The sequence below is a fragment of the Synechococcus sp. H55.8 genome (assembly GCF_047462375.1).
Classification (GTDB): domain Bacteria; phylum Cyanobacteriota; class Cyanobacteriia; order Thermostichales; family Thermostichaceae; genus Thermostichus.
Map to the genome: position 1 here is coordinate 1 of NZ_JANSJC010000022.1, position 13002 is coordinate 13002.

Consider the following 13002-nt stretch of genomic DNA (forward strand, 5'->3'; position numbering starts at 1 on the left):
TGGACTACCTGCCCGATAACCCCTGGATCCACCAGCCCTTCGAGCCCTACGAGCAGATGACGCCCCAGCAGTTGATGGAGTCCCTGCGTTCTTCGGGTTAGCTTGATCCCTATCTCGACGGCAGCTCAAAGCGAGGTAGTCCATCCAAGACAGGCTGGATCCCTGCTGGGATCTGCTCATGAGCAAGAGGATAGTGATAGTTGACCTGGGCCAGCAGCCGTTTCCACTGCTCCGAATTGAGAGCTTTGACCAGAGAAATAGACGGCTCTCCCTTTAACTCATAACCTGACTCGATTAGTTTGAGGGCAACGTTAGTTGCTGCTGTTGCCAGGACTGAGTCTGCCATTCCATAGTCTGGCTCTGCGGATACAATCAGGGCATAATCCTGAGGGCTTGGGCTAAGCAGAATAAACTCCAGTAAGAGCTCCAGACTGGAAATAGTTGCTTCCTGGAAACTGGGATCCCAGTTTGGGAAGAGAACCAGGTTAAGTTGGCTAAGGTAAATTTCTGAAGTAGCAGTATCCAGATGTTCTTCAAGAGGGCTAGTTTGCCCAGAGTTGCACCTCAAACAAGCTTTACTCTGTTGAAACCTAAGGCTTAGGTCAATTATCTCGTCTTCCGTGGTGAGTAGTGTATGACTAGCCTGTTTTTTGCTGCTGCTAGTTAGGTGTAAGATGGAAATAGGGGTGTAGGGTAGGTAAGGCTCAACAAATAAACTGCGCTTTGGATCCCACCTCGGTAAGCCATAGTGGCAGGTCCAATTGCAGTAAGCTGGCAGAAGTTCTGTTTCCTCCAATAAACCGTCTAGGTAGACGGCAACGTTTAAGGCAAGCTGGTCAGTTAGAACCGAAGGTCTTTTGGCTAAGGCTTGAGCAAGGCGAAGATCCCAGAAGTTCCAATGCGGAGCACTATAAAGTAGTGCGAAAACACCTGCGTTGAGAAGAGGATAAGTGTGCAGATCATCAACATTTAGGTTAGGAAAGTAATGCCTATAGGCTTTGGATAGTTCGATTAAGTGTTCTTTTGATCCATAAAGTAGTCTGTTTCCTCGATCAATCTCTGGTACGATGGCCAGGCCTCTTTTTTTACTTCCCTGAATGAGTAAGTCAATTCCAAACCATTCTTGAACCCAGGCATCTGCATCAAGCCAGATATAAACTTCATAGCCTGGAAAGTACTTAGGAAGGTGCGGTCGAGCCAGAAGCCCCCGCAAGTATAAGGGTGCATTCTCAATACCAGGAAACGTGTATTCCCAGTCCGGCTCAACAACATAGTTTACGTTTTCCAAAACCCAGTTTATTTCTTCAAGTGAGCAGCCTAGGTTAAAGAAGCCTATATCGATTAATTGACCTTGCGGCTTATATCGAATAGAAAGAATCGTTCCTTTAACCAGGTCAAAAAAATGAGAATCAGCACCAGTGATAATAATTGCTGAGCTCATAGAGAAACACACCTGCAGAAAGCCTAAGCTCGGTTAACTTGCTAGGCTACTCTACTTGATCGCAATTACATTTAGGCTAATGGGCTCGCCTAAAAAAGACATGTCACTGCAATCATTAAATAAGCCAAATTTATCAACCTTACGAATGATCCTGAAACCTGCTTGAGTTAGTAACATAAACAGGTACTCCCAAGAGAAGCCAACCTTGTGGTAGTCATATTCATCAGTTTGTCCGCCAAACATCATGCGCATAACTCTAAATCGCTCCTCAGGCGAGACTCCTTCTCTCAAATAAAGACGACAAAGAGTAGGCAGATCAGGAACGCTGATCATCAACTCGCCGCCAAAACGCAAAACTCGATGCCACTCTTTGAGAACAATTGGAAGTTCTCGAATGTAATCAAAGTGCTCTAGGACATGGGAAGCATAGATGGCCTCTACGGAGCCATCGGCAAATTGACTGAGATCCTTAGCATTTCCCACGTAGTCGACGTGCTCCCTTGCCTGAATATCCAGGATCTTCCAATCGGGGTGAGGTTCTTTACCTCCAATGTGAAGGCGGATACGCTGAGTAGACCTAGGCTCAGCTTGATTCTCTTGCAAAGGCGGAACAGATTCAATTAGCTGATGCTTGTACGCAAGATCAAAGTATACCTTCTCCATGGCTCTGGCTAGGCGCTCTGGATCCCAAATTATCGATCTGTCATAGGAATCTCGAATGGTTTGCTTAGCTTTTTTCAGGAGTTCTGGATTATTGGCTAGTTGGATCCCACGCTCGATAAACTCTTCAATTGACCAGGCGATACAGTCATCAAGACCTACATTCTTGAGTAAGCTGTAGCTCATTCGACCAAAGTAGTGCCTACCGACTAAGGTCAGCACCGGTAAGCCCATATACAAGGCTTCCATTGTATGAGTGGCCCCTGTGTAGGGAAATGTGTCTAGCATCAAATCAAATAGCCCTAGCTGACCACGATGTAAGCCTGTGTATTCTGTTCTTGCTAGGAAGCGAATTCGATCCTCGACTCCCAGTTCTTTAGCTCTTTTTCGATACATCTCAATCATTGACGGAGCTTCCCCCTTGCCTTTTACAACCAGTACGGCATTGGGAGAATTGAGTAAGATCCTCAAATGAGCTTCTACACACTGGTCATTGCGCTTATATGCATGAGCAGCTGTAAAAAGGAGAGTATTTTTAGGGGTAATGTTCAGCGTTTGAGAAAATACTTGATGATCTTGGGGATCTACGGCAAGTTGGCTAACAGCAGCATAAGCAGGCAAGCGAATTAACTCCTCCCGGTAGTCCTCTTTCGCCTCATCCGGGAGTAGATAAGGATCAACAAAGAAATAGTCTAGAGTTGGTAAGCCGGAAGAGTCTCCTCCCAGCCAGCTACACTGAATAGGAGCACAACGATATGCCATAACATAGTTGCTAATTCGATCTGTCAGTGAGTCAAGATGTACAAGAATGTCAAGATTGTCGTCTCTTATTGTTCGTAGAATCTCCTTTAGGCTTGTGTTTTTGGAAAACTGACGGAAATGAGCCTTGTGAATGAGAAAATTTTGATAAAGAGGATCTGAAGAGAGAATTTCTTTCGTCGCTAGGCCCATTAAGTAGTAGTAATAGACTTCTATATTCTCAGTATCGTGGGATGCAAGTATTTGTTGAGACATTAGGCCTACAGAGTGACTCATAAAACATATACCCAAGTAGCCAACTCTCAGCTTTCGAGGGCAGGAGCTGCGATGCTGATTTGCTAGGTTTTGGGATCTGCTACTGAAGCTATCCAGATCTAAGTTTTCTCGGTAAGATAGAAGAATAGAATAAAGTATGTCGGCAGAGATCTGAGTTAGCTTTCGCATAGTCTTTCTATCGTCGCTAACATAGTTGATAAAAAAACAGACTGAAAACATAAGAGCGCGAGCAAGACTCTGAATATTGTCGTTTACAGGTTCTTGGTTAATTAGTTTCTCCTTTATAACTTGTAAACTTTCTAGTGGCCACAAGCTCAGGAATCTGTCAATAATAAGCTTTACCTTGTCTGTGAGAGCTGCTTTGGCAAACAAGGCCATTGCGTTCTCTAGAAGATAGATGAAGTTAGCAGATTTCTCTTCTTCCTCTGAGGCAAGTGAAAGTAGTTTTTCTGCCACTACTGAGTACCCCAGACTTTTCGATTCTTCCATCAGCCTATAAATGAGCTCTATCCCGAAGCCGGACAGCCAATCTTTTGATGTGGAGAGTGCTTTGTAGGATTCAGCCCTCTCAGGAAGATAAATCTCCGAGAGCAAGGATAGCGCCGCCATAACCGAGCGACGCCGTGGCTGAGGCATTTTCTGGGCAAAGACTTCTAGGAGATCAAAGAAGACCTCCAAGTATCCTTCGTCCAAGAGATGGCGGGCAACATCCAGGAAGGTAATTTCTTCCGATAGGTCGACAATTTCTGGCCCAGAGCTTATACTCTCAGCTACTGCTGACGCATAGGTGAGGATTGCCAACTCATCTTCTCTCTTGATGGCGTCGTAGAGCAAGAATAGATTATTAGACTTCTGCAACGGATCTAGCTCAAAGATGAGCTCTCTTATTTTTAATGAATGATCGTAAACGATTTTCGACTGGTGAATAGGTTGCTTGCCAGCCAAGAAGGCTATTTCTCGAGCTGTCTCGAGCATGAGCGAGATCAGCTTTTCTCGACTAAGCAAAGAAATGCCTTCCACTCTCAGTAAAGCGTTGTAAAGAGGATAAACCTTTCTGGGCTCTATGTACAGAAGTTTACGGATTGCTATTTCTGTGGCTTCTTGTGGTGTTCCCGGGGCATTCTTCCAGTCGGTGCTGAAGTCAGGGTAGATAACTTTTGTTAGCACCTGTCCCCACTGCAGAGGGGAAAGAACATTGGCATAGGTTCTAGCCCAGTCTTGAAAATCCATTTCGGAGCGGGCAAGGGCAGCTCGCCCTCGAGCAGCAACCTCTTCTAAGGTGAAAGATTCAGGAAGTGGCATTGACTCAGGAAGGCACTGGGACAAGTTGGCCTTATTATGCCATAGCCCTGAGCTGAGGCAGTTCAAGGGAGTTGGCTACACTTGCCCGTAGCGTGGGCCTGTTTCCAGCTTAACCTTCGCACCGTGGGGGGGCAGGCTTCCCGGTGGGCAAGACTGTAGCTGCTTGGAAAGGAAGGTGGCTACCTAGTTCCCCTTGGCAGAATCTGTGAGAGGCCAACGAGAAGAGCTCGGCAGCTCCGCCTGCAGGGCCCATAGGCAAGGGCGGGCTGGGCACTCTCGGCAACGTTTACAAAGACTTGTCTGGGGGATGTTATGAACTCGAGCGGGGGTGGGTAGTCTAGTAGTGTCAACAGAAGGCACAAGCGAGCCTTCCTCTAACTCTCAAGGGAGTAACGAATCATGAGTGCAAAACTGCGCTACTCTTTACTTCGCGCAAAGCTCTCTCAGTTCTTGCTTTCTCGCGCCAAGGGCTTCACGCTGATTGAGCTGCTAGTGGTGATTGTAATTGTAGGCGTCTTGAGCGCTATTGCAATTCCCCAGTTCCTGAACCAGATCCGTCGCTCTCGCGTGGCAGAAGCCCAGGCCGCTTTGACCAATGCTTCTCGTGGCGCTGAGGTCTATCGGCTGGACTGGACTCAGTATCCTACGGAATATTCAGTGATTGAGCTTGGCTGCGATAGTGCCTGGTGTGGTCCTAACGGGGATAAGTACCAGAACGATGCTTGGTCTGCTCCCAACTACGGCGCTCCTGCTATGTCAGTGGATACCCCCGCTCAGCGCGGCTTGATCATGGCGGTTCTTGGTAATACAGAGGTTAACCCTGCCTATGTGAACGCTGGTGGCCACCCCATCCTCTGTGAGATCGGCCTTGGGCGGGGTGAGCAGATCGTAGCTACCGGATCCGAGTACTTTGTCGGAAAGTCTTGCAATGTTTTCGCTACAAGCGCCGCGCCGGACGACGTGTCAATAGATGATGACAATGTGACCACTGACACTGCTACAAAATTCTCTAGCAACAACAACAACAACAACAATAATGGTGGTGGTGGTGGTAATGATGGTGGTGATGGTAACTAACAACCATCACAATAGCAACAACAGCTAGGAAGCAGCGGGAATGTAGACCAAGTAACTACTTCGCTCCCCGTGCGCGGGGAGCTTTTTTTAGAAATCAGCAGGGGGTTCTCGGCTGGCAAATGACACTCTTTGGATTGCCATCCTAAGCAGCGTTTCTGGAGATCTGTGAGGTGCAAACACAAGCTCATACCCTACCGCGCAAAGCCGGCGCAGGAACGGGGGTTCTTCCTGGTGGAGGTAGTGACCACTGCAAAAAGGGTTGTCAGGATGTGTCTAATTTCTCACTTAGTCAGGTTTGGAAAGTTTGAGGCCCAAAATAGCTCATCTCACCACTTTATGGTCGTTTCAAACGAGATTGAGACGCCTTTGCTGCCGATCCAAGGGCTCGACGCCGCCAGCCCGTTTGCGACAGCGTTGCGTAGCAATAACGATTTAGGGAGATGTTTTATTGCTATTTGAGAAATGGCAGAGCTACCCATGGCTGATCCTAGGTTGAGGGTCAAGGGATCCTTTCTCACTTGGCCTGACTTCTGTAGCTAATCTATAGAGCCCAGCAGAGCTAGTTGACCAGGGAAGAGGGCGAGGGTTGGAGGTACTGAGACCCTAACCAGGCTTGAGAGGGCACAATAAAGATAAGATTTCCTCTTCCTGTCTTTGGTCAGAGGATGCCTAAACGAGCTAGAAAGCAGAGGGGACTTCCTTTCCGCGAAGCCAAGACAGCCCTACAGAAGCTGGATCTGGAGCCCATCGATGTGCTCAGGGTGGCTATAGGTGGACAAGGGGTAGAGGTGTTGGCTAGTTTGGAGCCATGGCTCAAAGACGTCAAGGTCATCTATGTGGAGTTTGGCTCGGAGCAAGCCCGCAAGCAGATTGACCAGATGCTGGATCCTTCTCACATGATCTGGCAGGGGGAGATCATAGCTGGTCAAAGAGGATCCCTCTGCTATCTGCGCAGAGCTTAGGAGTAGACTCTTGAAAAGAGAGGAGATGCGAAAGTCATGAACTCAACTATCGTTGTTACAAGCGCAGACAGCAAGTTTTTTGAGTTAGTCCAGGGGACTATCCTCTCTATCCGGGAAAAGCCGCAGGGGTATTCTGTGGACATTGGATTTCTCGATACAGGCTGCACGCTAGAGCAGTTGCAGTGGATAAGTCAGTACGTTGACCATATTATTGAGCCAGGTTGGAATTACGATATCCCAAGTAGTAACAGCCAACCTAACTACCTTAAAGCTCTGGCATCCAGGCCATTCTTACCTGAGTATTTTCCAGGTTACGAGGTTTATATTTGGATTGACGCAGACGCTTGGCTCCAAGATTGGTCTGCAATTGAGCTACTCACCCTAGGAGCAAAAAGAAAAGGATTTTCAATAGTTACCGAGTTAGTAGCTAAGCATGTCAACAGATTCTGGATGCAAACCTGGATAACCTGGCACTACCACAAATACTTCCATCACACCGAGTTTAATCGTCTAGATATAGAGCCATTGCTGAACGCTGGTGTATTCTCCGGAGCTAGACAATCTATTCACTGGTCGGCATGGGGAAAAAGAGTAGAGCAAGCTATCCTCAGATGCTTCGATTTATGGACGGATCAGTTTGCTTTAAATGTTTCTATCTACAAGGATTTAGGTTTGGATAGAGTTGAGCTTCTACCACTCAATTGTAATTGGTTGGCTCACTATCAGCTACCTTTATGGGATCCTCAAAAGAGGCTATGGGTGGATCCTTTTCCGCCTCACGAACCAATAGGGATTGTACATCTTACGGCCGATGCTAAGACAAGACCAACTCATATTGTACTTACAACTGAAGGTTTTAAGGTTGAAGCCAGCTTACGATATCCAGGCAAGAACTCTCTCCCGATTAAAAGATATGACTATGTATCGAATAACCAGAGGAGAATACATCTTGACTATAGCTTCCCTCTAATGACTGTAGTGGATCCAAGCTCTCACCCTTGGCCCTACTTGCGAAAAGAGATTCCCCATCTTTCGCACGCAGACTTACGTCAACCTCTTATTGGCTTTGTTAGCCGAGATGAAGCACATATCTTGTACAATACCGCTCTTAAGTTCCAAGGAAAACCTGCTTTGGAGATTGGGTGTTGGCTAGGTTGGTCAACTGCTCACCTTGCATCGGGAGGAGTTGTTCTTGATGTAGTGGATCCTGCTCTGGCCAATCCTCAGATTTATGAAAGTGTGGATCAGTCTCTCCGCTTGGCAGGAGTTCGCTCCAATGTCAACCTGTATCCCGGCTACAGCCCAGAGAAGGCAGAAGAGATTGCTCGGGAAAAGAACCGCCGCTGGTCTTTGATCTACATCGATGGAAATCATGACGCGCCAGCTCCTCTGCTAGATGCTCAGGTGGCAGACCGCTACGCTGCTGAAGATGCTCTAATTCTCTTTCATGACCTTGCTTCACCGGATGTAGCTGAGGGCTTAAACCACCTAAGGGCTCGAGGCTGGAACACGATGATTTACCAAACCATGCAGATCATGGGCGTCGCTTGGCGGGGTAACGTCCAGCCTGTGGAGCATATTCCGGATCCTGCTGTTGATTGGACACTACCAGAGCATTTGAAGGGATACCCGGTATGCAACCTTGAGTTATTGAGAGTTTTGGAAAAGGTTAAGGCCTTTACCCTTTTGGGCTTTGAGCGTCTCTGGAATCTCTACACCTTAGCCAAGCGAGTCTGCCAAGAAGACATCCCTGGGAACTTTGTTGAGTGTGGCGTTTGCAGAGGAGGCAGCTCTGCACTGCTGGCTTGGGTGATCAAAAACTACAGCCGCCGACCCCGCAAAGTCTACGCTTTCGACACCTTCTCAGGAATGCCTCAGCCAACAGAAGTAGACCGAGATTACAGAGGATTTCTTGCCAATGATACTCCCTATGGAGCTGGAGCTTTGGGGGCTCCTGTCTCGGAGAACTTGGAGGTAATCAGCAGGGAACTAGGAGTTTGGGATCTCATTGTTCCTGTTCAAGGACTGTTTGCTGACACATTGCCAGCTTACCGTGACCAGGTAGGCGAGATCGCTTTTCTACACGCGGACGCTGACTGGTACCAGTCCACAATGGATATCTTTCAGAATCTTTATGAGCAGGTTAACTCCCAAGGATTTATCCAAATCGATGATTACGGACATTGGCAGGGATGTCGAGAAGCTGTCCACGACTTTGAACGAGAAATTGGGGCTTTCTTTCGGTTACATAGTATTGACTATACCGGAGTCTGGGTGAGCCTGGCTGAGAACCTGCCAGTAGTGAGAGATAGCTTAACAGAAGCTACACTTCCGCAAGGGATCCGTCTGAGCAAGTTTAACGTCGTTCTTTTCCCTTACTGGGAGCTAGAAGCGGAGCAGCTTGTGCAGGAGTTGGAGAAGCTGCTGGAGCAGATCTTGCTAAGCCCAAATCCAAAAGACTATGCTCTTATTTTGCCAGGGGATCCGGATCCACAGCTAGCCAATCAAACACTAGAAATGGCGGCGGGGAATGTAATCCTCAAACTTATGGAGAAAGGAGAGGAAGTAGCTGAGGAGCCGCTTTGTTCTGTGGTGTCTGGCTTGAACCCTTGGCAGTGGGAGAGGCTGATTCAGCATATGAACTACCGCTACCCTCTGAAGCGGGAGCGTTTTCCCAAAGGACTACGGCCAGCTGTCCAGAAGCTGCCTGTTTTGTTGATTGCTCAGTAGGATTTGCCGCCTATCCTCAACCCTCTTGAGGGGGGGAGGCTTTAAAGTGCATCGGGATCCACCCCCAGTTCCCGCAGCTTTTGGGCCAGGCGATCTGCCCGTTGTTCGGCCTGCTCAGCTCGTTGCCGTTCTTGCTCTGCTCGCTGCCGCTCCAGTTCAGCCTCGGTGGGTACCAGTTCCCCAGAAGAGGTGGCCCAGCGAATCCACGTGGTCTCGATGTCCCGAAACCTGCCCTCCCACTTCACCAAGTACAGTCCCAAAACCTCGCTCAGCAGGCGACCTTCTGCATCGACTTCAATCGGCTCATAGTGGTCGCCCATCAGCCGAAACCCCGCCCAGTCCTCCGGCTCAAACGGGTCAAACCAAAAGTACTCCGGCACCCGGATAATTTGCTCGTAAAGCTGCTTTTTGCTTGTCTTATCATCCTGGGCAGTGCTGGGAGAAAGAAGCTCAATCACCACGTCTGGCCCTTTGCCCTGCTCCCAGATCACCCAGCTTTTGCGCTCGCCCTTGGGCACTCCCAGCACCACAAAATAATCAGGCCCTCGGAAATTGCGGCTGCGGGTCTGCTCCAAGCTGTAGTAGAGGAACATGTTGCCGCTGACAAAGCCATCAGGGCGCTGCTGCAGCCAGGTTTGGGTGACGGAGATGAGCAAGTCCATCTGGCACTTGTGTCGCCAGCTTTCCATAGGTACGCCGTCGTCGTAGGGGAGCTCGTCTTGGGTAGGGGGCCAGTCGGGTAGATTAACCGGATCCGGCACCTCAATAATCGGTTTGGGGTTGGTCATTGCCAGTTCTCCGATAGGTATTTTGGGCTGGCCAGTTTTCTTTACAAAGTATCGGGATCCACTCCCAGTTCTCGCAACTTTTGGGCCAGGCGCTCCGCCCGTTGCCGTTCGATCTTTTCGGCTTCTTCTGGTGTGGGCACCAGCTCACCATTGGGGAAAAAGTACCGCAGCTGCCGGTTGTGAATGCCCAGGTACAGCCCCAACACCTCGCTCCAGCGCCACCCCTGCTCCGTTGGCTCAATCTCCTCGTACTGTTCCCCCCTCAGTCGCCAACCCATAAACTCCTGCGTTTCGGGAGAAAAGTAGAAGTACTCGGGTGTCCTAAAAACCCTTTCGTAAAGCTCCCGCTTCTCACCCCGATCCACCTTGGCTGTTGATTCCGAAAGCAGCTCGACGATCAAATCCGGGTACTTGCCCCCTTCTTCCCACACCACCCAAGAGGGGCGGGGGCGGTTTTCTACCCCTTTGACCAAAAACAGATCTGGGCCGCGGAAGTCTTTGCTTTTGAGTTGCTCTCGGCTGTAGTAAACGGTGAGGTTCCAGGCGAGGAAGTAGTCGTTGCGATCCTGCCAGAGGCGGGTGAGGCAGCTCACCAGAATCAAAAGCTGCAGGGCGTGGAGGGAGTGTTCCATTTCCGGTTCATCGCTGAGCAGCCCCTGGGCCGAGGGCATGAGCTCCGCCAGTTGCTGGCGGGTGAGGGGAGTTGTCTTTTCTTGGACTTTCTCTGGAGCCAACATGAGGCACGCAGGTCGGGTGAGTTGATTGAGCTATAGGCTAGCCCATAGGCAAACCTGGCAGTGGAAGGGGAAAAACGTTCTAGAAAAGGAAGCATAATGGGGGGTGCAAACCTCTTTTCCTGCTCTCATGTCTTTCTGGAAACCTTTGGTGCTCTTGGCAGTGCTGCTTTTTGCTTGGGCAGGCGGGATCCCCCCTGTGCAAGCAGCCACTCTGGGCGGATCCCCTTACAACCGCGCCCAACAGGAGGTTGTGGTTGCAGCCAGTCCAGAGCAGGTGTTGAAGGCGGCTGAACAGGCTTTTCAAGTCTGGAAGCGAGGCGAGCTGCTGTCTGTGAATGCCGAGGCGCTGGAAGTGAAAGGGATCTCCCGCACCAACTTTTTTAAGTTCGTGGACGATCTGACGGTTTCCTTATCGCCCATCGAAGGGGATCCCGGCCATACTCGTCTGCACATCACTTCGGTGGGCCGTATTGGGGAATACGATTTCGGCGGCAACCGGCGCAACATCAACGAGTACCTGAACACTCTGCAGTCCTTGTTGTCACAGGAGTAAAGCACCGCCATTGGGGTGAGAAAGGTGGATGACTCCTGGCTAGGGTCTTTCCGATTCCTCTGTTGCATGGTTCTCTTCTAGCTTGGCCACACGGGCTTCTAGCTTGCGCAGGGCCCGCTGCAGCTCAGGCAAATGTCGCTGAACTGCCATGCTCTTGCGCCATTCGGCAATGGGCTGATGGGGGTAGCCGGCCACTGTTTGGCCAGGAGGGATGTCGCTGGTAACGCCCGTCTGAGCGGCCACACGCACGCCATTGCCGATGTGCAGGTGGCCGGCCAGGCCGCATTGCCCGGCCAAAATGACGTGGTGGCCCAACTGGGTGCTGCCGGCAATGCCCACCTGGGCGACGATTAAGCAGTGGGATCCCGTGCGCACACCGTGGCCAATCTGCACCAGGTTGTCGATCTTGGTGCCGCGGCCAATACGGGTCTCCCCGACGGCGGCCCGATCGATGGTGGTGTTGCTGCCCACTTCTACACCGTCTTCCAGCACCACCCGGCCCGCCTGCAGCATGCGCCGCCAGGAGCCATCGGGGAGAGGAATGTGGCCGAAGCCGTCGTCGCCAATCACAGCGCCGCTGTGGATGAGGCAATCGTCGCCAATCTCCGTGCGCTCGTGAATGACGCAGTTGGCGAAAAGCTGACACCGGGATCCAATCCGCACGTAGGGGTAGATGGTTACGTTGGGGTGGATTTGGGTGTAGTCGCCGATCCTCACCCCTTCCATCACCACCACATGCGGCCCAATGGCCACCCCCTCTCCCAACTCAACGCTGGGATCGATCACGGCTGTGGGATGGATCCCGGTGGGCAGGCGATAGGGTTGGTAAAACAGCTCGATGGCCTGGGCAAAGAGCAAGCGGGGATCCCTGCCCCGCAGGCAGGGGATGGGGCGAGGTAAAGCTATAGATTCGCCCACGATGACGGCGCTGGCTTGGGTTTGCTCCAAGAGGGGCAAGTAGCGGTCTTCGCTGAGGAAGCTCAACTCGCCTGGGCGAGCTTCCGCCAGGCTAGCTACGCCGTGGATCTCGAGGGTGGGATCCCCCTCGTAGGCGCATCCCAATTTTTGGGCGATCTCCTGTAGCCGCATCAGGGTTGGTGTCCTCTACGATTGCAACAGCCGCACATCCATCACAGTGCCGCGCAAGTTGTAGCTAAAAGTCTCCAGCTCCAGGGGAACGCCAACTTTGACGCGGTTGTTGCCCAGGACAATGCCGTTCTCGGTCCGCTGGCCCCGTCCCCGCAAGGTAAACACCAGATCAAAGCGGTAGGACTCTGGGTCAGGCAAGTTCTCGACCCGTCCATCGGGGAAAACCACCGGAACCGTGCGGCTGACATTTTCTATCCGCACCACTTCCACCTGGCCGTAGGGCTGGTTGCGGATGATCAAGTCAGCCTTCTGACCCACTTGAAAGGGTTCCAGGGATCGGCTGCTGACCCCCCGCACGATCATGTCCACTTCCACCGGCAGGGTAGGGCCGCCCCCCACCTGGACGACGCTGCCCGCTTGCCGCCCTGGCAAAAACAAAACGGCGACAATGGCCGCCACCACAATCGCCAGCGCCCCCAGATCTAGGAGACTGACTTTTCCCAAAAGACGTCCCTGTCCGTCAATGAGCCGCATAGCCCCCTCTCCTCCAACACACTGTTTTGATTCTAGGCAGGTTTGCTCCCCAGGTGGCCTCTCCTGCTTGGCCTAAGGGATCCAGGCCAGGGCG

At 51.0% G+C, this 13002-nt stretch carries 10 protein-coding genes; 4 read left to right on the forward strand and 6 right to left on the reverse strand.

All coding sequences use genetic code 11. The features are described 5' to 3' along the window. Positions 1-109: 109 nt before the first annotated feature. Both NW862_RS09745 and NW862_RS09750 read right to left on the reverse strand, forming a co-directional pair. A complete protein-coding gene (locus NW862_RS09745) occupies positions 110-1441 on the reverse strand; it encodes a hypothetical protein (RefSeq protein ID WP_414427132.1) in 1332 nt (443 codons plus the stop codon). 51 nt (positions 1442-1492) lie between these two features. After that, complete coding sequence (locus tag NW862_RS09750) at positions 1493-4438, reverse strand: methyltransferase domain-containing protein (protein WP_414427133.1); 2946 nt, start codon at positions 4436-4438, stop codon at positions 1493-1495. Positions 4439-4837: 399 nt separating this feature from the next. Between NW862_RS09750 and NW862_RS09755 the strand changes: the two genes are divergently transcribed. The 3 genes from NW862_RS09755 to NW862_RS09765 all read left to right on the forward strand — a co-directional run bounded on the left by NW862_RS09755 (position 4838) and on the right by NW862_RS09765 (position 9207). Further along, positions 4838-5515 carry a type IV pilin protein gene (locus NW862_RS09755; protein ID WP_414427134.1) on the forward strand — a complete coding sequence of 226 codons (678 nt, stop codon included), beginning with the start codon at positions 4838-4840 and terminating at the stop codon, positions 5513-5515. Between the two features lie 665 nt (positions 5516-6180). Next, on the forward strand, positions 6181-6477 hold the full coding sequence (locus NW862_RS09760) for a hypothetical protein (RefSeq protein WP_414427135.1): 297 nt from the start codon (positions 6181-6183) through the stop codon (positions 6475-6477). 36 nt (positions 6478-6513) lie between these two features. Next, the gene (locus tag NW862_RS09765) at positions 6514-9207 is read left to right on the forward strand and encodes a class I SAM-dependent methyltransferase (RefSeq protein ID WP_414338792.1); all 2694 of its coding nucleotides are present in this window, start codon (positions 6514-6516) and stop codon (positions 9205-9207) included. Between the two features lie 41 nt (positions 9208-9248). Here NW862_RS09765 and NW862_RS09770 read toward each other — a convergent pair whose 3' ends face one another. Next, on the reverse strand, positions 9249-9995 hold the full coding sequence (locus NW862_RS09770) for a Uma2 family endonuclease (protein WP_414427136.1): 747 nt from the start codon (positions 9993-9995) through the stop codon (positions 9249-9251). 41 nt (positions 9996-10036) lie between these two features. Beyond that, positions 10037-10732, reverse strand: coding sequence for a Uma2 family endonuclease (locus tag NW862_RS09775; protein WP_414336032.1), 696 nt, complete (start codon positions 10730-10732; stop codon positions 10037-10039). A 103-nt stretch (positions 10733-10835) separates the two neighbouring features. Here NW862_RS09775 and NW862_RS09780 point away from each other — a divergent pair, with 103 nt between their 5' ends. Next, on the forward strand, positions 10836-11285 hold the full coding sequence (locus NW862_RS09780) for a DUF1499 domain-containing protein (RefSeq protein WP_414336030.1): 450 nt from the start codon (positions 10836-10838) through the stop codon (positions 11283-11285). Between the two features lie 39 nt (positions 11286-11324). Here NW862_RS09780 and lpxD read toward each other — a convergent pair whose 3' ends face one another. Both lpxD and NW862_RS09790 read right to left on the reverse strand, forming a co-directional pair. Then, positions 11325-12374, reverse strand: coding sequence for a UDP-3-O-(3-hydroxymyristoyl)glucosamine N-acyltransferase (lpxD, locus tag NW862_RS09785; protein ID WP_414348727.1), 1050 nt, complete (start codon positions 12372-12374; stop codon positions 11325-11327). 15 nt (positions 12375-12389) lie between these two features. Further along, a complete protein-coding gene (locus NW862_RS09790) occupies positions 12390-12908 on the reverse strand; it encodes a DUF4330 domain-containing protein (protein WP_414336026.1) in 519 nt (172 codons plus the stop codon). Positions 12909-13002 lie beyond the last annotated feature (94 nt).

Coding starts and splice junctions, on each gene's coding strand:
- NW862_RS09745 (WP_414427132.1), bottom strand. CDS start 1,441: ATGAGCTCAGCAATTATTATCACTGGTGCTGATTCTCATTTTTTTGAC.
- NW862_RS09750 (WP_414427133.1), bottom strand. CDS start 4,438: ATGCCACTTCCTGAATCTTTCACCTTAGAAGAGGTTGCTGCTCGAGGG.
- NW862_RS09755 (WP_414427134.1), top strand. CDS start 4,838: ATGAGTGCAAAACTGCGCTACTCTTTACTTCGCGCAAAGCTCTCTCAG.
- NW862_RS09760 (WP_414427135.1), top strand. CDS start 6,181: ATGCCTAAACGAGCTAGAAAGCAGAGGGGACTTCCTTTCCGCGAAGCC.
- NW862_RS09765 (WP_414338792.1), top strand. CDS start 6,514: ATGAACTCAACTATCGTTGTTACAAGCGCAGACAGCAAGTTTTTTGAG.
- NW862_RS09770 (WP_414427136.1), bottom strand. CDS start 9,995: ATGACCAACCCCAAACCGATTATTGAGGTGCCGGATCCGGTTAATCTA.
- NW862_RS09775 (WP_414336032.1), bottom strand. CDS start 10,732: ATGTTGGCTCCAGAGAAAGTCCAAGAAAAGACAACTCCCCTCACCCGC.
- lpxD (WP_414348727.1), bottom strand. CDS start 12,374: ATGCGGCTACAGGAGATCGCCCAAAAATTGGGATGCGCCTACGAGGGG.
- NW862_RS09790 (WP_414336026.1), bottom strand. CDS start 12,908: ATGCGGCTCATTGACGGACAGGGACGTCTTTTGGGAAAAGTCAGTCTC.